This window comes from Aureispira sp. CCB-E, from assembly GCF_031326345.1.
In the GTDB taxonomy this organism is placed as follows: Bacteria; Bacteroidota; Bacteroidia; order Chitinophagales; family Saprospiraceae; genus Aureispira.
Genome location: NZ_CP133671.1, coordinates 5104901 through 5130341 on the forward strand (window position 1 = coordinate 5104901; position 25441 = coordinate 5130341).

The window sequence follows — 25441 nt, forward strand, 5'->3', positions numbered from 1 at the left end:
TTTATACCGATACTACTTTTATAATATTGACGGGGCAAGCTTTTTCTGCTCGCTTATTATCTTCATATTCATGGTCTCCAACCTTTACGATATGAAAACCTCGCTTATTTTCACTTCCTATTAATACCGTTTTACCATCTTTTTTAGACATCGCCCAACGGTCAGAAGCCATTTCACAGCAATAATTGCAACCAATGCATTTTGCTCGTTGTAAAGAGATCGTTACCATATTAATTATGCTTCAACTTCTACATCTACAAGCTTATAAAGCTTGTCAGATTTTCTAATTAATTGCTCCAAAGGAAAAGTACAATCCATTCCTTTTGTTGCTTCATTTACTTTTTGACTGTTAACCATCAACTCTGTGATTTCCGTTTCTACAACTCCAGTAGTAGGACCTATAATAACGACTTTATCGCCAACTTTTAAGCTATAAGAATCAATATCAAAGTGAGCTACTTTTGCTTTTGGGTAATAATGAATTCCTTTTCCTAAGAACACCTTCTTTTGTTGTGCAGAAGAACCATGCTTCTTTGTCCACTCTCCCATTTCCTGTCCCAAGTAGTATCCACTCCAAAAACCTCGGTTGTACACCTTTGCCAAGCGAGCCATCCAGTCATCAATTTTTTCTTGATTGTATGTTCCTGCATAGTAAGCATCAATAGCTTCGCGATAACATTCTATAACCGTTTTCACATATTCAGGAGCACGACCACGACCTTCGATTTTTAATACACTAACTCCTGTCGCAATTACTTGATCCAAGAAATCAATGGTACACAAATCTTTTGGTGACATAATATACTCATTGTCGATTTCCAACTCATGCCCTCCTTCTATATCAACAACACGGTATTTTCGACGGCAGTTTTGAATACAAGCACCACGGTTTGCCGACGAATTTTGTGTGTGCAAACTCAAGTAACATTTGCCAGACACAGCCATACACAAGGCACCATGTGCAAAAATTTCAATACGAACCAATTCACCACTAGGTCCTCTTATACCATCTTTTTTAACTCCTTCTACGATTTTCTGTACTTGACGCACAGACAACTCTCTTGAAAGAACCATGACATCTGCAAAAAGACTATAAAATTGTACCGTTTCTATATTCGTCACATTCAGTTGAGTTGAAATATGAACGGGCATTCCTTTAGATTTGGCATACTGAATAACTGCTTGATCCGACGCAATGATAGCCGTAATACCTGCTGCTACTGCTCGATCTACAATTTTTTTAGCCAAGCCTAAATCATGATCATAAATGATGGTATTTAGGGTTATATATGTTTTTACATTCTTTGGAGCACAACGTGCTGCCACTTCTTCTAAATCATCTAATGTAAAATTCATAGTAGAGCGAGCTCTCATGCTCAATTGCTCTACTCCAAAATATACTGAATCTGCTCCTGCATCTATAGCTGCTTGCATCGCAGCAAAATTGCCAGCTGGCGCCATTAATTCTATCATTACTCTTCTTTTTATTTTTACGATTGTTACCACTTTTTGACAGCCTATATAAGTGCTTTATCTGGGCAAATGGCAAACTGAAGTGCAAAGTTCGTTAATTTTCACCAAAATTCTATTATGAAAGCGACAATACTTCTTCGAGACTTTGTTTTTTTTTAGTAAAAATTCCATACTGTTGCTTAATAGACAAAAAAAAGCTACCATGTAATCAAGTTACAAAGTAGCATAGATAAAGTTATAATAATAGGCGATTACAACTTATCCAAACTATAATGGTCGCCTACATAGTCCCCATAATAGGCAACTTCTAGCGTTCGTTTAGCACCTACTAAAAAATCAGCATTGATAATAGTATCATATTTTTCTCCCTTTTTGGGATATGATTTTCCTGCATAAAGCTGTTGGCCTTGCATATAAACCTTTTTGACATCATCTTTGCCCAATGAAGCTTTTACTTTTTGCATCGAACGTTCAATAGCATACTCCTTATAAATTACTTCGTCAGGGTCAGAAATTACAGGAAACGGTATTTTGGCATCTTTAACATATTGAGCCATTGTTTCTTGGTTGCTCGGATAAATAGCAACAACTTCGATGCCTTTCTTTTTCAAATCTTCGTAACGCTCAATCAATTCGTGCGTTCGCTTGTTACAAATTGGGCACCAAACAGGTCTAAAAAAACAAATCAAGACTTTTTTATTCTCCTTCAACAGGTTTTGAAGTTTTATTTTATTGCCAACCGCATCTACCGTATTGATATTGGGTACTTTGACATTTTTAGATAGTTTTTGAGCAGATAATTCAGTAGTGCCCAAAAACAATAGCAAACTAGATAATAATAGGATTACATTTTTCATAAAAATGAGTTAGTATAAGTAAAGATAAAAAATAACAATAATTGAGGATTACTCTTTCTTAAGAACATCTAAACTAGACCAATTGGTCTAAAATTGCAAGTTTTTAACAATAATTTAGGGTTTTACCTCTTTACACGCTATTAGGAACCTACTTAAACATGGCTTGCAATTGCGCCCAGAGTAATTTTTTCTTGGGTAAATTACTGGCAATAACTTGCAACGTGTCAGAGAACAAAAACTGTACCTCCTGAAAAATGAATGTCTGATAAATGTCAATATTCAAATGCAACCCAAATTCTTTTGGATGGATACCAAAAACAAGTACTTTTTCTAAATGAAAAAGTGTTGCTAATTCTTTATAAGAAACCGTTGTAAGCGTGTTAATCACACAAACCTCTTCTTCTATATTTCTTCCAACAGCTTGGAAAATTTTTCCTAATAAATTCAAATCCTCTGTAGTCGCATTTTTCAGCAGAACAACAATCGACAAGCTCGAATTAATCCCCTCTTTCCAAGTGCTATTTTCTTCAATATCATAAACTTGAAAGTTATAAAATGCAGGACTAGGCTCTATATTCTTATTTTTTTTCATGCAATAAACGTACTTAGAACAGACAAAGGTGATTGATTCCTAAAATGAAAGTTGTTTTATGGTGTATTGTCACAATCGTGCAACCTGTCACAATAAATACTAATTTTTCAGCATTCAAAAATCTATTCAATATATTTTTGAACAGACTAGGACAAAATACTTGCAATGAAATAGTTTTTCTTCCTTTTATTTAAATTTCTAGGGTTTTCTTAAGAAAAATGAAGCTGTCTGAAAAATAAAATCAGACAGCCTCATCTAAACATAAATCCAACAAGATCAAATTTAGAATAATAATTCTTACATCGTTAATAATATAATTACATCTTGTTAATTGTATATATCCAAAGCTTCCTTAAGTTTTAAAGGTTGATTCTTTAAGCCTGTTTTTTCATACTCAAAATCAAATAATATCTCTAATTCGATAGTACTTCTTTCTTTATCTATCTTTATCCATCTTAAATCAACAGGCGAATGAACAGATTTTATATACACAGAAGAGCTTTCAACATCTCCCTCTTTAAAAAAATAGCCTTGAGAAGAAAATATTTTTTTTTCTATTTTCAAATTCACTACTCCTACGAAATTTACTTCCCAAATAGTTTTTTGACCTTGATACAAAAAAGGCTCAAATTGTATTTCTATTTCAATCTCTCTGTCTTGTTCTTCTTCTATTTTTTTTGTTATTGAATAAAAGACTTTAATTATATCCAAGCTTGCAACAATATTTTTTTTTGATAAGTCTTTTATATTGTCTTCTCTAATAAAAAAACTTTCTTTATTCTTATATTGCAATTCGCCAACTTTGAACTTTTCAAATATTTTTTCAATATATGGAGTTTCTGCTTTTGCTCCATTTTTCCATAAAAAATACATTAAAGAATAGTCATCAGCATATGAAGCCTGCAATATTGCATCTTCAATATCAAATTCAAATGTCAATCCATTATCAAAAGCTCTTTGCAACTTATCAAATTCTTTATTTTCATATAAAATCCAAAAATATTCTTCTCTCATAATTACCATATTTTTATAAATTCTATTTACCTGTAGCGTTTCCACCTGTGTGTTTTACTGCACTATGCAAATCCGTAGGAACCAATATAACTTTATTTGTGTGTTCCACATGATGAAAGGTGTAATTAGAGGGAGCTTCTTTACCATACTTTTGCTTATAAATCTTACCAGCTTCATATATATCAGCATTAGTACCATTCAATCCTACATTTATTTCTATAGCTTTTCCATTTTTCTTTAATGCATAAGGTGAAAAATCTGGAAATCCTGCATCTGAAAAATTAACTCCTTTTTTATACTTTTCACCTAAAGCACCACTCAACTGATAATTCCCTCCTGCATACTTTCTCCCATTTATAGGGTAACGATTATTTACTTTTCCAAGGTCTGTCACATCATTTCCAAACTTATTATAAGTTCTACCATTGAATTTAGCAAGTCCATTCTTATTTGTTGCTGCTTTTTTTATAGCATTAACAATCCCAATAACTTTAGTACCTATTTTTTCAACTTTTTGTAAAGCACTAGCCAATTTCTCGGACTCCTTTCCTAAATCATAAATAGAGTAAGTAGGTCCAGCATAAGGAATACACTCTATTATAAATTCGCCAATAGTTTCAAGCCAAGAATCTGTTGTAACAGATAAGGCTTTATCAGCATCAGATATTAATTGTTTTGCCCATTTCTTGGATGCATAGGCACCCAATCTATCTTTTATTTCTTCTTGTATGAAATTAGCTGTTACCTTTTTTAGACCTTTCAATGACGCTTTCTTAATTATACTATTAAGAAATTCTAGACCATCTAAATCTATTCCCTGTATAGGTCGATTCGATGCAAATTGATAAGGGGTAAGTTCAGGATACTCAGGAGCCAATGGATCAACGCTAAGAAACTTCCCAATAGCAGGATTATAAAGCCTAAATCCATAATCTTGAATCAATTGATTCCCCCATTCTTCTCTATCATTTTCTTTACCATTGAACCCAAAACGATAATTCCCAACATTCGCTTGTCGTTCAGGCATCGTCCATCCAAAAGGATAATACTGTTGATAACTCAACAAATTAGCTTCATACCCTGTTCCCGTCTTTAATTTGTAGTCAGATACTGTAGTAGTAACATTTCCTAAATGGTCGGATAATTCAAAGAGCTTGTCACTTATTGTACGAGTTTGCAAACCTTCCAAAATAGAAGTGCCAGATCGAACAATATCTTGTGTTCCTATAAAAGTAATGCTTTTTTTATCAATTCCTAAACGCTGACTACCAAAAAGCGTTCTCTCTTTTAAGCTTTTTTCAAAGGCAGTTCCATTGTATGTTTTATCATAGGTTGCAAGGATATTTCCAGAAGCATCTCGAACATGATACGTAGTAATTTCATCATTAGGATTGGCTATATTAGGATCCCATACCTTGGCAACCCGATTTCCAGTAGCATCATATAGGAAGTTGAGTTGACTAGTATTCCCCCCATTGGCCACTGTGACATAGTCTACCTTTCCATCCACACGCCAATAAACGTTCATTATTTCAGTCGTTCCACTAGCAGCAATAGGAGTTGTGCTTCTTGTCAAATTACCAATCTCATCGTATAAGTACGATTGTAGAGCTTCTAAATCCCCTACTCCTTGATTACCTTGTCCATCTTCAACACTATTCAAACGATTTTTAAAATCATTTGCGCCATAATTATACGTTAAGGCATCAATTAAATTATTATCACCATAACGACTTAGCTCTTGAAGATTTCCATTTCCATCGTAAGAATAACTTGTACTGTACTTGTTAGGAACAACAAACATCGCTGGAAAATTCTCATCTCCCAAAGGCGTATTAGAAACTAAAAAGTCACTGGTCTTAATTCTATTGACCTCGTCATATGTAAAATCACGTTGAGTAATACTTTCTCTATTTGGAGAAGGGAATCCAGGTAATGATTGAGCTAAAGCTTCTACATTTGTTCCATTTGACCAAGAAGAAACATTGCCATTATACAACTGTTGAGAACTATACGTGATCAAGTTATCCAAACCATCCCTCGTAAAATCACCTTCATAATAACCTAAGGTAAAACCAAAAACATCTTTCATAAAGATATTCTCATAACCATCTTTCCCAACATCATTGGTATTCGGATCAGAAGGATCTAGACCATATTGATCCATCAATGGATTATTAACCGATTTTATCCAACCATGAATGGTGTAAATATAATCTAAGCCTTGAATTTTGTCCTCACCTAATTCTGTTCGTTTCAACAAACCATGCGCATAGTAATTGTAATTCGCATCTTTATCCCAAATAATTCCATCTCTAGAGGTATAGGTTTCTTTTAACCGTTTTTGTTCATCGTAAGTATATTTGTGAAAGAAACGATCTTCTGAATATTCGTTATAGCGAATCTGTTTTATCGTTTCTGTTAATAAATCATAATCATAAGCAATGTAATTTTCTCCCAAACCAGGAATATCTTGACGAATCCATTCTACATTTCCGTGTACATCATAACTATAAGAAGTCGTTACAACAACTCCATTTTGATGACTTTCTGTATAAGAGACATTATTTCTCAAATAACGTTGTTGTTTATTAAATAAACCGTAATAGGCAATAGGAGTCCCTGCTATTTTGTGTGGAATACTATAAAAAGTCTTGACATGCTCGTCTTTTGTACTAGAAGCAGGTAGCTGATCCAAATTGAGCGCATCGACATCTGCTTGCGTCAATAGAGTAGCACAAGACATTTCTCCTACCTCAATCACTCTTTTTAAATCATCGTACAGAGTATAAGAATATGTAGGATTGGCTGCCGCTGCCTGTTTTGCATCTTGTACAAAACGCACCAAACCATCTTCTGTATACAAAGACGTTCCAATTCCCTTATCAGGCGTATTGGTTTTGACCATTTGCCCCAAAGCGTTGTAGTCGTACTGCGTCACCTGATGGTGGTTGGGAATCAACTTACTTGGTTGAGGTCCTGTTCCTTGTCTAAAAGCAAGTAAGTCATTCAAGTCTGTTCCTGTATTGTTGTTGATAAAATCAACACCAGCAGGCGGTACGGTACGGACTAATTGATCTTTTACATTGTAATAATATAAGGTATAATGGTGCAAACTCTGCTCAAATTGAGCGTCTAGTTGATCGGTTGTTTGGCGTTCACAATGATCTGCCAAACCATCCAAAGCATCTAAATTATCTAAAAAGTTCTGACTTTGTTTCGCCAAATCATCTTTGATGACATCCGCTTCCTTGTAATTGTTGGTAGTGGTGGCGGTCACCTCTTGTCGCTTCCAACGCATGTGCAACAAACTTAGATTCCGAGTAGGTGCAGGTGTTGGCAAGGTATTCAAGGCATAAGGACCAACTTGACAACCATGCTTATCTGTCACATACACATTATAAGCACCTTGATCTAACGCATTCAAATCATAAGGATAGGTTGTATTTCCATCCAATATTAGATTAAATGAAGTTTGTGTTGGATTAGGATTTTGTGTTAAATCTGCCTCAAAAGCTAGCTGATAAGGAGCGGTTCCTCCTGTAATATTGGTCACTTGTGGCAAACACCCCCCAAACAATCCTAAAGAAATTGTTGTATTGGTTGGTAAGGTCACAGAGTTGCTTAGTTGACAACCTCTGTTGTCTGTAACGGTATACGTATAGTTCCCCGCAACCAAACCATTTAGCGTATGCCCTGTATAAGAGCTTGCTCCAGGACCAGTCCACTCATAAGAAGTAATTCCACTTACATTATTATTAACATGCAACTTAATTTTTCCATCCGTCAACTCACAAGAAGGAGCCGTTGTTTGAGCCGTTGCGTTATACGTTTCCTCATAGATCGTAAGCTGTTCCGTTCCCACGCATCCATTGGCATCTGTAATTTCTAGCGTATAACTGCCTATGCCTGTTAATGTCGTTCCAACAGCCGTAGGAACTCCATTCACTTTAAGAGTGTAGTTTGCAGTTCCTCCCGTAATGTTATTGGCGGCTAAGCTAATGCTCTGTTGACAAGAATTTGCTTGGATTAAGTGAGGATTTCCACTAGCACCAGGAATATGAACTAGTTCTTGTTGACTACAACCTTGTTGATGCTGCATATTCACCATATACGTTCCAGCAGGCAAATCTGTTCTATGATTGCTAATCACTCCATCATGCCAAACAGTTTGATTTGGAGCGGTATAACTTGTTGCAGGAAAATCAATCTGAACATCTCCCGAGCTCGTACAACTCGCTGGCAAAATCGTAATGGTCGGTTCTGGCAAAGAAAAGTCAAGATTATGTATCGGTTGCCAATACCATTGATTACAGCAGCTACCAAAACGAAGTTCAATCCTAGTATTCGGATCCAAAGCATTGTTCATAGGTACCCATACTGTGTGAGAACCATTCTGTTGTACCGTTGTAGTATGAATTAACGTTTTAAAAGCATCTGTCCCACTTGCTGATCCGTCTATAGACGCATCGTGCTCATATATTTCGACATCAACAGAGGAGCATCCCCAATAAGCATTATAATCAAAATAAAAACCAAATCGGTTATTGGCACAATCAATATACTGCTCCACTTCTTGAGGTGAAGGGTATTGCCATCCTGCATTAAGATACTTACTTGCGGTATAAGTACAACCGTTCGCATCCGTTACCGTGACACTATGTGTTCCTGTTCCAAAGCCTGTTGCCAATGCTGCATTTCCAGTATTTGATAACGACCAAGTATAGGTTAAGGGTCCTGGTGGACTAGCGCCATCAAAACTAGCCAATAAGGTCGCATTATCTGAACAGGCAGGTCCATTATTCCAAATAGACCCTGGTCCATTGGGCTCTCCTACTATCAATGTACCATAAGCTCCTGCTGTGTTAAAAGTGAAGCTTCCTGTGCCTGTACAATTAGCAGCATCTGTAATTGTAACCGTATAGGTGGCGCCAAGAGACAAGCCTGTAATAGTTTGTGTCTGTGCTCCTGTACTCCATGTATAAGTATAGGGTCCTACTCCCGAGTTGGTCGAAGCAGATAGACTACCATTATTAGTAACACAGTTACTTGGATTTACCTCTGTAAAGTCTACATCCAATCCTGCCGTTCCTATATAGGGATGAATAGTCATTTGGCAACCTGTACTAGCGGAAATAATTGTAACTGGATAAGTTCCTGGCGTTTGAATTTCAACAGGTTGAGAGGCTTGTCCATGCCCAAAAACAGGTGTAGTATCGCCATTTATTATTGCGATAAAAGGCGCAAAAGGGCTGGCTGGGTTAGAAGATGTTATACCGGGCAGCCACAGTTGATAAGTTCCTGGACTTCCACAACGAATAGGCTTAATCACGTCTGGACCAGGAAAGTTCATTGTCGCAATTTCAAAATCTTTTGTTGAGGTACAACCGTTCTCTGTAACTGTTACCGTATAAGAAGAACTAATAAGAGGAGAAGGAACGATATAGGTTCCTCCTGTAGCATTTGGAATAGGATTACCTCCTGTTGGTCCCCAAGATATATTAGCTGCAAGAGAAGTCACAACCGACAATTCTGCCACGGAACCATTATCACAAATTACCTTGTTAGAGGTTTTAAGTGTTCGTTCTTTTTCCGCTACAATAATATTACTAATCTCAACAATTCCTTCACTATTGCAATTTCCTCCAGCATGTAATTCTACTGTGTATGTCCCTGCATTAAGATTGGTAAATGTAACGTCACTAGCACCATTAGGGTACAAACTAGTCTGATAAGTAGGTCCATTATATAGCTTTACCTCATGTACTGCCATTGTAGGATTAGGAGACAACATTGACCAATCTACTAATATAGAGCCAACCGAAACACCACAAGTATTATCCGTTACAGTATGACTAGGTGTCCCACTAGTCAAAAACATATTCGTACTTGGATATTCTAGATTGACGGTATAAGTACAACCATCTGCTGTTGTTACAGTGAGTGTACCAGCAACAGAATTATGAGAGGTGGGGATATATATTTCATCTCCTTCAACCGTAGGGTAACTAATTCCAGTAGTTACTGGATTGCCTGAAGCATCTACTAAATTCCAAGTATAATTGGTTGCAACAGCGCCACCTAACATAACGGCATTGAATTTCCAATAACAGCCTCCATCCAAATAAAGACTAGTAATGGCTTGCACACCAGCTCCTTCTACTGTAGCAGTAAGTACTTTTTCACAACTTCCTTTACGAATAGTTATTTGATAATTCCCAGGTGCTACATTCGCTAAAGTGTAGTTACCTGTTGTTTGTTGGTAATTAATTACTTGAAAATTATCAATATTTTCAACACTTATATCGTACGTTTCTCCTGCTTGAAAATCAGGTAAATCAATTGTAATGCTTCCTCCCAAAGTGTGGCAAGTTCCGACATCAGCACTAACCGTAGCAGTAAGGTATTCATCATAAATAGCAATACTTTTTATGTGGCTACAAGCTCCATCATCAGATTGAACCTCTACTAGATAGTTACCTGTTGGTAGATTAGTAAAAGTATGCGAACTAGAAGTCATATTAGCAGCTAGCAATACTTGTCCACCTGGATTTTTTAGATAGGCCGTATAATTAATGCTAGAATGATAATTGTGAAGTGTAATCTTTGCTGTAGCGTCTCCACTTACTCCATTGCAAGCATTTCCTTCTACCCAATTAAATGTGGGCGTAATATCATAGACATCAATAATGTAAGAATAACTCTGGTAACCACCTCTTCCTCGAACGTAAAGTGTTACCGTATGTCGCCCCTTAGGCGCATCTTCTATTGTTCCTGCACCTGGCTCGGTTAAGAAAGGTTCTCCATCTTCAAAATGCCAACCAAAATAATAATCTTCTCCTTCATAGGAATAATTAATCGTTGCTCCACTTCCATTACATATATGCGTAATATCTAAAGTTGGCTCAGGTGCCCCAAACAATAAAGTACTGAAGCAAAAAAAATAAGCAAAAAACAAAAATGTTTTCATGTTATATTGTTTTAGAGTTTTATTTATGGGTTACTTGGAATACTTACTTGAATCACCTCCGTTTCGTTCACAGAAGGATTAGGACAAGGTGTCATCGATGGACTAACACTTGGAACCGTATTAGGACATCCTGGCGCAGGAGAGACAAATAGCTCCAATTGCCAATTGGTTGCAATATCCCTATTAACCAGTTCACATTCTGTCCCAACATCAACGTGGCAATAGTGGATACTCACTCCAGCGGCATCAAAACACTGGATTGGGGTATGTGTTTCTGTGATTCCACAATGAGATTGACATTCAGCAATAATCTCGTCTACATAAGCATCAATTTCAGCAATGGTAATGTAATTCGGGTTTTGAGCCGAACATTGCCCTACTGCATAGCAAGCATTTTCAAAGGTTTGAATAACTTTTTGTCGAAACTCTGCCCTTCTCGATTCACAATCATTCTCACAGGCAGTTATCATAGGAACTAAATCAGGAAGTTCAGAACAGTTTTTATTAACTTCTAAAGTAGATCCATTCGCTACAACATCATCGTCTTGGGGCAAATCACCTGAATTGTTTAGGGTCTTGGCACATTGTAGGAATAAGTTCCTGCGTTGCCAAGGCCATTCATCGTGGCCAAAAGACGATTGGTTGCACGCACTAGTTGTTGTTTCATAATAACTGTAGCTCTCTTCACACATTAGGCAACTCAACGGTTTGTTCAAATTGCCCGATACTGTCAAAGTATTTCCTGCTTTATCTGTTTGACCATTCCATGGATGTGGTTGACTAAATGTTCTTCCCCAATACTCATAATATTTAAAGGCAAAGACTAGATTTTGTGTAAATGGAAATGCAGGGAAACTATGTTGATCGTAAGTCAAATTATGCGCAACTCTTTCATTCGTTCCATAATACTCTGCCATCTCATCCGCATAACCAGGAATTCCTAAATAACCACCAGAAGAAATAGATGGCGTACCACTCAAAGGCATATCGTAAGTATTAAAACTAATATTTGCGACCGTTCCATGTTGGCGATTGGCAGGGAGAGTACTCACATAATTGGAGTAATCTGATGTCCCTCCAAAAGCAGGGTCTATAATCCTAGCATATTTGTAACCTGTGCATTCTAAAAACTGCTTCGGCAAGTGTTTGGCACTTAAAGGAATACTGCTAAAAACAGGTTGCACCCCTCCATTATTTTGATCGTTTGTCATTTGATCTTCTAAACTATCGCCAAAGAAAAATTTGATAATCCATGGTATGCGCTTATTCATCTCATCTTGATAAGAACCTGCTCCAGCATTGCTATTGTTGATGGAACCATCTGGATCTGTTGAATGGTTGGATATGCCATTGTTAATCGCATTCTGGACATCTGGATCTAACATCTTTTTCATCACTCCAAATACATTTTCCCAACAAGATTTTAATTCTTCCACATCATATTGATAATCCATTAAACTTGAATTGACATATTGCAACCAAGTATTGCTAGAGGCATCATAATATTGATACTCATCGCTACCAGATATATTATCAGGATCAGCACTGGCGACATAGCGAACCTGTCCACCATAATATTTATCATTAAACATATGCCAAACCATACGATTAAATTGGTTTGCATTGAGCACTTTGTAATCATTTGTAGAAGAGGCATTGATATAAGCGAACACAAAATTTTCGTCTATTTGTGTCCACTGACTACCGTTCCAGTATTTATACCCATCAAAGAAATCGGCAAAAATACTATTGGGTTGACTCGCATCGTTGTAAATTTCAAGTCCAATTTCTTCCAAGAAATATTCTAAAAATGGCGGATAATCATATCCAATTCCATTATAAGTATAATCCGAACGTGTAATTCTAAATTTTTCTTTTTTGGCTTCCACCTCTGAAGCTATGGTTGTTTCATTACCATAACAATCCTCCAGCTTCAAGGTAATTTTATCGACTTCAAAAGCGCCAGCCGTTGAGGTTTGACCATCGTCATAACTAAGGCTTTTGACAGAATAAAAGGTAAGATCGCTAAAAGCAAAACCTGTCAATACCCCCGAAAACAAACTAATGGCATCTAGATTTGTTGCCAATGTTGTTGTATTTTGGTGAGTCATGTAGTTGTTTACCTCATCTACTGCTTGTTGCACATAAACCCAGTCAGATTCTGAGCTAACTTGATCTAAAAGTAGTCCTATCAAGTTCATATAAGTAATAATCTCATTTTCAACCTGTACTTGATAAGTATTAATCGCATCTTGGATGCTTGTCCCCAGAGGTTTTACCTCTTTGATAATCATATACGTTCCTCTTTCTAAGGCAACTCCTGTAGTAACTGTTTGTGTGGTACAAGTAGGTACAATCAATGGTGTTGTTTCATTGCTATAGACGACTTCTTGCGTAACATTTTGATTCAACATATCAAACAAAGGATCGTTGGGGTCAATCAAAAATTTAACGACTTTAATCTTAACTTCGTAGCTGCAATTTTGACCACTCAAACAAGGTGGCAATTGACCACCAACACCACAACCTGGCGATTGGTATTCAAATTGTAAATTTCCTACCGATTGAACCAGTTCAATTTCTTTATTTGAAATAAAACGACCGCCTTGATAAGAACCAAGATCCAAAGATTCGGTAATGACTAAATCATTGCTTGTTGAGTTGTCTAACTCCGTCAGTGGATAAGTTCCTTCTGGGTCATAAGCTGCTGCTAATGCAGTTGCTAAGACTTTCCCTGTTTTTGAAAGGTAGGTAACAGAAGTGGTTCCATTCGGGTCAATAACAATCTGCTTAGTTACGTGATTGGCATTAGGAGCTTCTATTCCAAAAATAGAAACCAACTCAGCATCGTCTACACTAACTTGAATGTTTGTTTTTGTTGTGCGTCCTCTCCCACTTGAAATAGGTCCAACCATATGTTTTTGACCAATGCCAGATTGCTCGATTACTCTGTTTAAACCATCGTTACTATACAATGTTCTTGTAAAAGGATAACCTTCTGCATCGGGAATTGTGATGTCTGGGTTATTGGGAGAATAATAAGAATAAGCACCATTGGTACTAATTTTTGAAGGGTCATAGACTTTATTATCCCTAGCATAATCTTCTTGTACGTATAAATCACCGCCTTGATTTTGAACAAAATTTTCTTTATAGCCATTCATCTTTCCATCTACTGGGACAGGAATGACAGAAATAGAAGAACGCCCCAAATGATCGTATAAAGATTGCCCAATTAACGTTTTATCTTCGGCTGGTAAATAGCTCTGTGTTTGTCTTGGACGCAATAATTTATCGGCATAAGTCATGCTTTCATACACTTGCCCATCTTCGGTAAAAGTTCTGCTGTATATGTAATTATTGTCTTCATCTACATCTGTGTAGAAAAAGCAATCGTTATATACAAGACTAGCACTTGACAAGGAAATTGTATTGGTTCCTGCAAGATAAGCAGCCGTATACAAAGGTGTGTTCCAACTTCCCCAGTTTTGGTTATTGGCAACGCCTCCGTCATAATAATTTCCAATTGGTTTGATTCTCCAAAGGTAATACCCCGTACCCTCAGAAGGCTTAAAATGCAAACTATAAATGCCATTGATTTGAGCTAGCTTTTCTTCTGGAATTACAAAAGACAATGCCTGATTCCAATCTACTTCTGTTTGCAACTCTTGGTTATTAGCTGGTCGATCTAGAATTGTATTTTCTAGTTTTAACAATTGAAACTCATAATTAGGATAGTAAACATGGTTACTATTCCATTCAAATTTATAATAACCACTGCTAGGTACTAAGGTGGGAATGCTATTTAGGTTGACTGTTGAGTAAACCATTGATGTATTGACCCCTGTTCCAACAGAACTTTTTAAGTCCATGTTATAACACACTTCAAATTTTAAGATAGCGTGTGGAATGGTCATTCCTTGGCTGTTGGTTACCGTCACCAATAAATTCGTTATGTCAAACAATTGATTGGTACTTAGATTGTAAGGATTTTTTGAACCATTAAAATTGATTCGATTCGGTGCTCCTATTCGTGAAACAAAAATCGCTTCTGGCTCTGTTGGGCTCAAGGTAATGGATTGGTTAATAGCACTCCCCAATACAGAATGGTTACTATTATCCACAATATCCCCTGACAAGGTAAATTCTAGCAAAAAATTATCTCCCCGTCCGTAGGGATAAACACCATTGCTTTCTATGGAAATTTTAAACTGTACTTCTGTCTCTCCAACCAGATAGTTTACTTTATCATGGATCGTAGAAGGGATATTAATTGGCAAATTTTGTTGAGAACTAATTACATCTCCCCAAGCAAAAGAGCTGCAACTTTGGTGTACTTGTCCCTGAGTATTACTAAAAAACAGCAATACTAATACAATGGGCAATGAAATATATTTCATAATAGATTTTAGTTTTAATTAGACTTCTTGGATGGTATAACCTTGGTATTTTTTTAATAGTTTTTGACTGGCATCATAGATTTTTGATTTTGCAGAATTAAAAATCTGTACAGGTTCGTGTTGATCTATAATTAAATATTTGAATTCAATTTTTTTGAGATAAGATTTCTCTTCCATAAATAGAACTACTTTTTGTAGTTGTTGAGAACTTCGTTCAAAAATAATATCAACACGTGCCACCTTACTCACTTCTTGCATTTTCGAAGACGGAATTACTTTAAGAATCCTTGAATTCTTATAATGTTGGGGCGTTATTTCTGTAATTTTTGCCGTTTCCCAAAGCATCTCCATCGCTTTAGACATATCGGCACTACTCATTTGTTCTTTTACAGCTTGAATATCTTTCATCTTAAAGATTTTCTTTGCCTCTTTATAAACAACATAAGCTTCTTTGTCGTCCATATAAACCTCCATTGGTTCTGACAACATCACTTGCTTATTACCACTTTTTTTTATTTCAACCTCTGTCGTTTGAGGGATATCCATTCGGTCTCTTGTCGTAGAAGTTTGAACATACTTCAAATGGACATTATTGTTCGTATTGGCTATGCTGGTTGTTTGCGTTACTTTTCGAGTCAATTCTAGCAAATTTTCTTGTGCTTGAGTAGTATGATTGCCTAGCAAAAGAAAACAAACGCCCCACCAAAACATTGAGCTTATTATTTTCATGATATATAATTTATTCTCGATTAAACAAAGGAATAAATAGTACAAGCATTTAGCACTTGTACTATTTATATTTCTACTTAAGAGGTTGATGTGTCAAAGGACTATTTCCTTGATTTTCTTGAATTGTTTTCATTCCTCTTTCTGTTTCGATTAAAGTTCTAATCAAATCTCCTTCGCCATTGTATTGATAAAAAGCACCAAAATGTTCTGAACCAAAAGTAGCAATTAACTTAAAGGACTTGTTATCATAAACATGGGTCGTCATTTCCGAATTAATGGGTTGAATTCTAACATCATCAATTGTCAATGTCGTCAATGTATTGCCATTCGCATCAGAACCTGTTACATTCATTTTTAGCTCGTAAATATTATTCGAAGCCGATAAGTTGGCTGGTTCAAATACATATTCTAACAACAACCATTCTCCTACTTGAGCAATAACTTTTTCCCCTGCATTGGGAGAAAACGTAGTGCCACCACTAGTCAATTTAACATCGATGTGTTTCGCTCCTGAAAATTTAATTCTATTGGCACTCCCCACTAGTTCGTTTCTAGCCCAAAGTCTGACCATTAACCCATTCCCTAAATCAGGATTTGTCACTCTATTATTTACCTTTAAATTATCAATAATAGTAATGGGAGTATTGGTTAACGTTAGGGCATATTTTCCTGCATGACCACCATTAACTAAGCTTGGATGAGGCGTTGTCGCATTAGCAAACTTTTCATCTTCAAAGCTTTCAAAACCTATCGTATTATAAGTGGCATTTTGAGCAATGGCGGTACTTAGGTACTTCTTATAGCCATACTTCGCTGCACTTGGCACCTCTGCAATCAAGTCCAACTCCTCTAAAGAATAACCATTGGGCGAATATTTGTTAACTCTTGTAACAGCAGTCCAATCAGGGTTTGATCCCGTCCAGTCAAACATTGTAAAATGGTCGTTGATACCACTCTTATATGTTTTTTGATTCGCTTGCCCCCAGTTGTTTGTTCCATTGTCATTGGCTGAAGAAGCCCCTGTGGTTGGATCATAAACATAAGTTTCAAACACTCGATACAACTTATTTAATTGCTCGGCAACTAAATGCGGGTTGCTAGCACTTGGAGCATATTCTAGAATCAAAGGATCTTGACTTCCTGGCGTTTCATCGAACCACTTGGCTGCATTTGCATCCGTTTTGCTCAAAGTTACTGCGGAAGCAGATAGAACACCTGCAGGATTAGTTGCCCAAGTATTAATATTCGAGGCAATAGGATTTCCATCAGCACCATAAGATGTTACCGACCCAACAGTCGCCATTAACTGGTTTGTATTATTCGGATCAACTGATTTTTTCCCCATCTCATTATAAAACCAAGCAGCAGGGATATTCCATTTGTAAATTGAGCCATCGTGCTCTTGAACGCCCGTTGGTCCTACAACTACATTTCGATCGTAGCCATCCGTAGTTTTGGTCAAAATTGGTGTTCCCGTCAAATCAGAATAAGCCAAATGTTCCACTTTAGAAATGGATTTGTTCATTTCAGTCGTTATCGACTTTAGCACAGAGGGGAAACTTAAGATTCGAGTTGTCATATGCCTTGCCATCCCTCGTTCTCCAAAGGAGAAATTTAATCCAAGACTAGGAGAAACACTGATTCCACCAAAATAAGCAATTAAAAAACTCAAATTCATGCCCGAACTAAAGGATTCTTCATAAACAGCTTGGGCGGCCATCGTCACATCGTCTTCTACTCCTAAGTGCTGTTCTTGCAACTCATAGCTTGAACCATTGTGTGTTAAAATTTTTGCTTTTTCACCTGGTTCAATGTACTCATAAGTCGTCTTAGAAGTCAAACTAATATCTGTATCCGTAGCTGCTGTAGGGTTTGCAAAATAATCCCGATTATAAACCCCTGCATAAGTTTGTTCTGATTTAACCTTTCCATTCATATTCGTCTGAATGAACATAAAAGCTTGGGTCATCCAACGGAAATGTCTATTGTAATTAAACAAGCCCAAACTTAGTGGCAAAAAGGATTCTCTACGATAATTCAAACGAACATCTTCAATAGAAGGAAAACCACTTCCCAATTCTGTTTTTTGAACGCTCTTAAAGCCTTCCAAAATTCCAAATTTAGGGTCATCAAAACGCATATTGGTCGGATAATCTTCCATTGTAAAATACTCTTTTACCGAAAATCCTTCGTTTTGTTGAGTCCCTTTGTAAATACTAGACACAACCACCCTACTATAATTGACAGATGGCGGAGGCAACAAAAACTCACCATAAGGCATTTCACCCTCTTTGCGATCTTCGCCTGCAAATATCTTGAGGAAAGGATTGGTATCTTTGCGCTTTTCATAATAAATCAAGGCATTTTCCTCTCTCCCTTCACCAGGTTCATTCGTTGCAACACCGCTACAAGTACCATCTTCCTTCACATAGTCGTACTCCATTCCAAACAACTGAGCATCGCCCGATTCCATCCCATCATCGTACATCAACACTCGTTTAACACGAACCCCTCCGCCTCTTTTAGGTGTAACCATAGGAACTCTTATAAATGAATGGGCATAGTTAATCGATTTACAGGTGCTATTGGCTGCATAGTCGGGATACTCTTTTGTTGTAAAGTCCGTTTGCATGGACGTAAACCCAGCATCATCTACATGATTACCATAAGTATAAATAGGATTACCAGTCCCCTCTACCTCTGCTTTAAAATTATCATATCTTGAATGAGAATTGGCTTCTGAAGGTAAAAAGTCATAGGCTGCACCAGCATAATCAAAATCATAGTTGCCATAATTATTCGCTGTAATGTGGTCGTAACACAACTGACGAGGTATATCCTTTCGATCTACAAAATTAGGTTTGTCCAAAGCATTTCCTATCGACAAGTATACTTTATCGTTGTTATTATCAATCCCAACTTCTCTAACAACTCCATAACCTGAAATATATTCTTCTGCCGAGCCTTCTTCCAACTCATATTTAAACTTGAAATAAATTCGATCGTCCTTTTTCCCTGCTTTGGTTTTTAATTTAAAGCCATAATCGACAGACAAAGGATCCGAATCTTGCATGTACAAATCTTTGATCAATCGCACCAATTCTTCCTTCTTAGGGGTATTGCCCTCTATCCCTAAATCTTTCAAATTCAAATAGAATTTATTCTTGGTTCCATCGTTGCTATCATCTACAGAAATACCATCTAACAAACTCACCATTGCCAAAGCCTGTTTGTCTTGTACTTTTTGGTACGTTTTTTCTTCGTATTGAATATGAATCTCACCACCAGAAGGCAATTTTATTTGCTTCAACATCCAAGCAGCGGGATCATAGCCCTGTGTATTGTCATAAACTCCTTGATAGAGCCAATGTTTATAGTCAAATCGACGTTGTTCGCCATCATAAGCTAAATTTCCCCATCTGTCGATTGCATGTTGGTTATAATAAGGTGTTTCCGCCAAACTTGTCGCGCCTGCTGTTGGCCAGTCTCCTCCTTGCGCAGGATCAAAAATCGCTGGATAACGATTTAAAACCTCCTGAGCAATAGATGGATTGCTTCCTTTCACCTTAGCATATTCGTATTCAAATTCATAAGGGCTTACTTTATGTTTTCTGACGCCCTCATATTCAAACCAAACTTTTTTAAGGGTTAATTTCCCTTTGTTGCTACCATTCCCTGGGTTACAAGCTTGTGTTTGGCTATTGTTAGGAATATTCTCCCATGCTGAGTAATCGTACTCCAAACAAGTAGTCACCAATGGTTTTGTCAAATCACTCTTAGCAAAAAGAACAATTTTTTCTAATTTTTCTACATCTTGAAAAAGGTCTTTGGCATCTTTGCTATTCAAGGCATAACCATTTCTGGTATAGTTAGCACCAGGATAACAACCATAGCTAGGCACACTAGAACGGTTCACATCTGAAGGACCAAACCCCAGTGGTTCAGTATTCGGTGTTTCCATAACTTGTCCTAAACCATCATTACGAGTATCGCCAGAACCATTAAAATCGGCACTTTCAATCCCAAACTGCTTAAAATCTTCTAAACCATCTGATTTGTTGGTAATAAAGATAGCCACATGAGACTTTGTCTCTATTCCGTTTAAATAATACATTTCTCGATAACCATGCGACACCGAACCAATGTCATCACTCTTCTTGGCATGCTCTCCAGGATTGTATTTCAATCCTGTATAAGGTGCTCTAAATCGGTACCAATTGTTCATATGGTCTCCACTATGATCTTTATTTTTAACCCAACGTCGATAATCAAAACGAGTATATCCTCCAAAGTCATCTTCTGTTGCCCCATCCCCTGTCAAATCAACATAATCAGGCGTTGTAATTTGAGTCATCAAGTAGGAGTTGGCATACCATTCTTCTAATTGTTGCCCCTGCTTGATTTTAAGATTTCTTTCTGAGTCTCCTGTCGAACCTTCGCTCACCATTGGATACACAATATTGTTATTCTCTAGCTTGGTAGGTCTTTGCGCAGAGCAACCATATTCATTCCCAATAGACGAAGCATTTAAGTCGATTCCATAAGTAAAATTGGCTTCATCTCGAACATAAACAGGTAATCCATAGGTGTATTTAACCCCGTTTGGGTTCCAAACTTTTATTTGGGCAATATGCTCTGATAATTCTGAATTGGCGACAGAACCATTTCCTAAAACTGGTGCGGTGTTGGTAAATGGATCAGAATCTAAGTATTGTAAAACTCGTTGATGTTTATCAAAGGCCTTTGTTGGGCTAATGTCATCATAACTAGGATGCGTTCCTGCTAAGTCCGAATTCAAAACGTATTCCATATTTCCTGAACCGCCTTTGTAATAATCGCTACCAGCATGCTTTGAATCCTCAATAAACTGACTCACATGTGGTCGCTCAAACGAAATTAAATCACCATCAACCACAGGATTACCATAATTATCAGAAGTTGCTATCGTACCCATAAAACCACCACGATACTCCCTCACGGCATCATCCAATCGATCTGGATGTACATAAAGCAAAGCTCCCCCAACATCATTCTTAGCCTTAAAAAAGGGCAATTCGGTTGGAGCACTTGGGTCTTCAAATTGCTTAGCATCCACATTCGTTCCCATTCCCCAAGAATTGGGGCGAACCAACCACATTCTTGACTCTGTTTTTGTTCTATTTTCAAACTGGAAATTAGCACCAATCTTAAAACCAACTCCTGTTGCTCCTTCAGACAACACAAAACCAGCACCACCTGTAATATTAGGAACGACAGAAACATTTCTAGATCGACCGTCAGCAGCCCAATCTGAATAATAATGCCCCACTTTTTTGTGATGCATTCTATAAGAACCTGAAATACCCTCACCAATCGCATTAAATTGATCAGCATTATTATGAACAATCCCTATGATATTATCACGAGCAGAGAAATTAGAATTTTTTTCTATTCCATAATCACTCATAACGTGTTCTGGTGTCGCTTGTCGAGCATGATAATCATGCGTACCATGATTAGGGTTATACATATACCCATAGGCATGATAATCGACTACTGGTTTATTGACCTGCAAGGTGGCTGTTTCGCTTCTATTATAAGCAGCCGTAACGGGTCCTAGAAGTGCCTGTGCCGTACCTCCAAAAGTATAACTCATTGCTCGATGAGGCTTTACGGAAGCCGCAACAGAACTATTCACTTGTCCAAAAATTCCGAATTGACCAGATGTTCCCACATTCAATCTTAATTCATTGGATTCGGCTATATTCAATAAGGTTCTTTTTCCCCAAGCACCAGCTCCTTTAACATCTTTTAAGTTGTCTTTAGCTTGTTTTGTAAAGGCTTCTAGCTTGGGTCCAATTGTTACATTCGCCGAAAAAGTAGCGTCCCTTCCTCCAAAGGTAACTCCTACCGACAAGTCGATAGGAATATTGGTTGAAAGACCAATGTATTTAGAATCTCCATAACCAGAATAATTATTCCAAGTATGGGTTATGTTTGAAGACACCCCTATGTTATTTGAGTTGTCTTCACCAAAACCAACATTTACCGAACCTCCTTGGGTACGAGAGAACGAAAAACTTGGTTTAATGACATTATACTCTTTAACTTTTCCTTTGTAATCGTCTGGCAAGCCGCTTTTGCTTCGTATCAAAGCCCCAGGGTTTAGTGTCCAATTAGCGCCAACCCACGATGCTTCGGAATCCATGGAAGGGTTGGCATTATAAGACAAAGAAAGCGCATAACCTCCCCCGTCCGCTCCAGGAATATTGAGTACGGGTAGGTTGTATTGAAAATCACCCGTCAGTGAATTGACCATATCGGTTGTTGCTACGGGAGTAAATTTCTCAAATTCAGGTTGTTGAGGTCCTCCTGTTAGTGCTAATGCCGCCGTAGGATAAGTAACTTCAAAAACCATGAACAAGACAAGGGTGAAAGCAACTTTCTGTTTGAAAGCTCTTGTTTGCTGGATCATAATTTAGTTGATTAGGTATTTGGTTTAATTCTATTTAATATTCTAATTGAGGTATGCTCAGAAAATCACTTTTATCAAAAAGAAAATGATGTTTCCCTGTATTATAAATCTCATCGTTAAAGACCAAATCAATTTTGTCTTCACGGTTCCAAAGTTCCTCGAATTCATCCTTGGCAAAAACAATATTGATCAAACGGTGTTTGGTCAAACCATAGACATTTTCTGCCTCTACTAAAACAGGTTTAATTTTTTGGTCGCCAAGCTTTAAGTAAATAAATTTTTGTAGTCCAAAGTTGACCGTAAGCGTTTGTTCCTGAAATTCAGCCAGAGAGCTAACTGTCTCTGTCATTACATCAAATTGAGCATCTGATTCTTCGGAAGGCGCTATCTTGAGGATAAAATTAAGACTAGAGTCGTATTCCTTTTTTAGACTGTCTATTGATAGATTAGGAGAATCCATCATGGTCTTATACACATATAGATCTGAAGGCAAATATTTCATACTAAATGCCATCGAACCGATACTTTTCAATTTTATCAAACCATTACTTGGTGTATTGAGATACTGATAGTACTCCTTTAGGTTATTGATGGACTGATGGCATCCCAAAAGACAACACGTCACAAATAGCAATGCCATGGCACCTAGTTGTTTATTCACCACGATATTTTTTATTTATGAAGGTTAAAGCACTTTCAGTTACATCATAATTTTCACCTCCATAGACCAAGCTACTCGTCCCTCCTGCTCCAATAATCAGATCGTAACCATTCTCTAGAGCATACTCTTTTAAATAAGCATCCATCTGTTTAATGACCGCTTGCGTCAATTTTTGGTCTTCCTCTAATTTCATCTTTTCTACCGATTGATGATAATTATTAAAGGCGGCTTCTTGTTGACGGAGTTTGTACCCTAGTGCCTCTTTTTCTTTTTCGTCTAGTGCTTCTTGCTTGGTCTCGTAACTAGCAAATGTTGCTCGGTAAGATTTGGATAGAGAATCCAAATTAGTCCCCCATTGTTGATTTTTGGCTTCTAATGTCTTGTATGATTCTATTGTTCCTAGATACTTTTCAAAAAGATATTCTGAGTGAACATAGGCAACTTTAGGTTGAGTTGCACTTCCAATAGTTAACCATAACATCCATGATGTTATAGTTATTGCAAATAGTATTTGCAATACTGTGGATAATTTCATGAGTTATAAATTTGGTTTTATTAAATTGAGTTTATTTAAATCTTATCACAAAGATACCCCAATTATACTTTTAATTCAAAGGTAAAATTTGAAAGGTAGAGGAGACTTGACGAAATGTAATTTTCAACCAATGAAATGTATATTTCAGTTAACGAACGTTTTTTCAAAAAAGGACTTTTTATAAAAAACGATCTAACTTGGAGGCTTAATGGAGAATTACTAAGTTACAAAGTTGACAAAAATTATTCCCAAAGAACTTTATCATTTCTCCGCCTATAACGCCCATTTTTAAACACCTAAACCAATAAACAATCCCGCATAAGCTTGTTAAAGCTCCATTGCAAAATCATTTTTTTTATAAAAAAAACGCAACTCTCAGAACCGAATATAATTCCACTTTGTTTATTTATAACAAAATATAATTCTTTTGCATCAATTCAAAGCATCTACAAAATTTTATTCTAAATAACAGAACAACTTTACCTTATTCATAAACAAAAATTTTGTTATTTTGAATAATGCAAAATTTTTAGTATTTTTGAAAGAAAATCAAAATGAGATAAAACTATATACATAATATTAGTTAACACTTTTCATTTTGTGTGAATATATATTTTATAATACATAATATTAGTATCTTATGAAATACCCAGTAAAAGTGCAGTTGGTCGAAAAGTCTAGAAGAGAAGGCTTGGATATTGAAAACCTCCCCTTTGGCAAAACATTCTCTGATCACATGTTTGTGGCCGATTATATAGATGGCGAGTGGCAAAATTGTCAACTTGTTCCTTATGGTGATATCTCCTTTGCCCCTTCCATGATGGCTTTGCACTATGGGCAGTCGGTATTTGAAGGAATGAAAGCTAATATTAGCACTCAAACAGGCGAACCTGTTTTATTTCGCGCCAAAAAACACGCACAGCGTTTCAACAAATCAAGCGAACGTTTGAGAATGCCTGCTGTTCCTGAAGAATTATTCTTAGAGGCAGTTAATTCTTTGACAGTTATTGACAAAAATTGGATTCCTCAATCTGCTGGTAGTGCCTTGTACATTCGTCCATTTATTTTTGCTTCAGATGAATCGCTAGGGGTACGTGCTTCAACAAACTATAAGTTTATTGTTTTCACAGGTCCTGTAGGGCCTTACTATCCAAAACCTGTACGTATCTTAGTTGCTCAAAAATATGTTCGTGCATTTCCTGGTGGAGTTGGTTTTGCTAAAGCAGCTGGTAACTATGCCGCTACACTTAAACCTGCTGAAATTGCTAAAGAAGAAGGTTTTGATCAAATTTTATGGTTAGATGGATTAGAGTTTAAATACTTGCAAGAATGTGGTACGATGAACATCTTTGCTGTAATTGGTGATACAGTATTAACTCCTCCTACAACAGATTCAATTCTAGATGGAGTAACTCGTGATAGCATCATTACTTTGTTAAAAGAAATGGGCATCAAAGTAGAAGTTCGTCCTATTAGCATTGATGAATTGATTGAAGCACATAAAGCTGGCGAACTAAAAGAAATGTTTGGTAGTGGAACAGCTGCTGTTGTTTCTCATGTTGCTGATATTTCTTATCAAGATGTTGTTTATGACTTGCCAGCTATAGAAGATCGCAAGATTGGTCCAATGATCAAAGAAAAACTAACAGATATCAAAGAAAATACAGTTGAAGAAAACCACGATTGGGTAACTCCTGCTGTTTCTACTATTTTAGAAAAAGTATAAATATCTGTTATCCAAAGAGTATACGAAATA

The 25441-nt window shown here is 36.8% G+C and carries 12 protein-coding genes; 1 reads left to right on the forward strand and 11 read right to left on the reverse strand.

The annotated features are described in order from the left end of the window. Window position 1 precedes the first annotated feature (1 nt). The 11 genes from QP953_RS19735 to QP953_RS19785 all read right to left on the reverse strand — a co-directional run bounded on the left by QP953_RS19735 (window position 2) and on the right by QP953_RS19785 (window position 23685). Window positions 2-229 carry a ferredoxin gene (locus QP953_RS19735; RefSeq protein WP_052593499.1) on the reverse strand — a complete coding sequence of 76 codons (228 nt, stop codon included), beginning with the start codon at window positions 227-229 and terminating at the stop codon, window positions 2-4. Window positions 230-234: 5 nt separating this feature from the next. Continuing rightward, window positions 235-1473 (reverse strand): peptidase U32 family protein, encoded by a 1239-nt coding sequence (locus tag QP953_RS19740; protein ID WP_309552536.1) that lies wholly within the window; start codon window positions 1471-1473, stop codon window positions 235-237. Window positions 1474-1724: 251 nt separating this feature from the next. Further along, on the reverse strand, window positions 1725-2330 hold the full coding sequence (locus QP953_RS19745) for a peroxiredoxin-like family protein (protein ID WP_052593496.1): 606 nt from the start codon (window positions 2328-2330) through the stop codon (window positions 1725-1727). Between the two features lie 148 nt (window positions 2331-2478). Then, window positions 2479-2922, reverse strand: coding sequence for a hypothetical protein (locus tag QP953_RS19750; RefSeq protein ID WP_052593494.1), 444 nt, complete (start codon window positions 2920-2922; stop codon window positions 2479-2481). 327 nt (window positions 2923-3249) lie between these two features. Then, entirely contained in the window at window positions 3250-3936 is a 687-nt protein-coding gene (locus QP953_RS19755; protein WP_309552538.1) for a hypothetical protein, read from the reverse strand. A 22-nt stretch (window positions 3937-3958) separates the two neighbouring features. After that, window positions 3959-10906 carry an RHS repeat-associated core domain-containing protein gene (locus QP953_RS19760; RefSeq protein WP_309552540.1) on the reverse strand — a complete coding sequence of 2316 codons (6948 nt, stop codon included), beginning with the start codon at window positions 10904-10906 and terminating at the stop codon, window positions 3959-3961. A gap of 23 nt (window positions 10907-10929) precedes the next feature. Then, window positions 10930-15306, reverse strand: coding sequence for a DUF6443 domain-containing protein (locus QP953_RS19765; protein WP_309552542.1), 4377 nt, complete (start codon window positions 15304-15306; stop codon window positions 10930-10932). An 18-nt stretch (window positions 15307-15324) separates the two neighbouring features. Continuing rightward, complete coding sequence (locus QP953_RS19770; RefSeq protein WP_309552544.1) at window positions 15325-16035, reverse strand: hypothetical protein; 711 nt, start codon at window positions 16033-16035, stop codon at window positions 15325-15327. A 73-nt stretch (window positions 16036-16108) separates the two neighbouring features. After that, on the reverse strand, window positions 16109-22489 hold the full coding sequence (locus tag QP953_RS19775) for a hypothetical protein (RefSeq protein ID WP_309552546.1): 6381 nt from the start codon (window positions 22487-22489) through the stop codon (window positions 16109-16111). Window positions 22490-22523: 34 nt separating this feature from the next. Next, window positions 22524-23150, reverse strand: a complete 627-nt coding sequence (locus tag QP953_RS19780; RefSeq protein WP_309552548.1) for a hypothetical protein — start codon at window positions 23148-23150, stop codon at window positions 22524-22526. Beyond that, window positions 23143-23685 (reverse strand): OmpH family outer membrane protein, encoded by a 543-nt coding sequence (locus tag QP953_RS19785; RefSeq protein WP_081909454.1) that lies wholly within the window; start codon window positions 23683-23685, stop codon window positions 23143-23145. The genes QP953_RS19780 and QP953_RS19785 overlap by 8 nt, the downstream gene beginning before the upstream one ends. Before the next feature lie 640 nt (window positions 23686-24325). On the opposite strand from QP953_RS19785, the gene QP953_RS19790 reads away from it, so the two are divergent. Then, entirely contained in the window at window positions 24326-25411 is a 1086-nt protein-coding gene (locus QP953_RS19790) for a branched-chain amino acid aminotransferase (RefSeq protein WP_309552550.1), read from the forward strand. The last annotated feature ends 30 nt before the right edge of the window (window positions 25412-25441 follow it).

What these genes read in the sequence shown, in the direction of transcription:
- QP953_RS19735 (WP_052593499.1), bottom strand. Translation starts at nt 229, where the DNA reads ATGGTAACGATCTCTTTACAACGAGCAAAATGCATTGGTTGCAATTAT.
- QP953_RS19740 (WP_309552536.1), bottom strand. Translation starts at nt 1,473, where the DNA reads ATGATAGAATTAATGGCGCCAGCTGGCAATTTTGCTGCGATGCAAGCA.
- QP953_RS19745 (WP_052593496.1), bottom strand. Translation starts at nt 2,330, where the DNA reads ATGAAAAATGTAATCCTATTATTATCTAGTTTGCTATTGTTTTTGGGC.
- QP953_RS19750 (WP_052593494.1), bottom strand. Translation starts at nt 2,922, where the DNA reads ATGAAAAAAAATAAGAATATAGAGCCTAGTCCTGCATTTTATAACTTT.
- QP953_RS19755 (WP_309552538.1), bottom strand. Translation starts at nt 3,936, where the DNA reads ATGAGAGAAGAATATTTTTGGATTTTATATGAAAATAAAGAATTTGAT.
- QP953_RS19760 (WP_309552540.1), bottom strand. Translation starts at nt 10,906, where the DNA reads ATGAAAACATTTTTGTTTTTTGCTTATTTTTTTTGCTTCAGTACTTTA.
- QP953_RS19765 (WP_309552542.1), bottom strand. Translation starts at nt 15,306, where the DNA reads ATGAAATATATTTCATTGCCCATTGTATTAGTATTGCTGTTTTTTAGT.
- QP953_RS19770 (WP_309552544.1), bottom strand. Translation starts at nt 16,035, where the DNA reads ATGAAAATAATAAGCTCAATGTTTTGGTGGGGCGTTTGTTTTCTTTTG.
- QP953_RS19775 (WP_309552546.1), bottom strand. Translation starts at nt 22,489, where the DNA reads ATGATCCAGCAAACAAGAGCTTTCAAACAGAAAGTTGCTTTCACCCTT.
- QP953_RS19785 (WP_081909454.1), bottom strand. Translation starts at nt 23,685, where the DNA reads ATGAAATTATCCACAGTATTGCAAATACTATTTGCAATAACTATAACA.
- QP953_RS19790 (WP_309552550.1), top strand. Translation starts at nt 24,326, where the DNA reads ATGAAATACCCAGTAAAAGTGCAGTTGGTCGAAAAGTCTAGAAGAGAA.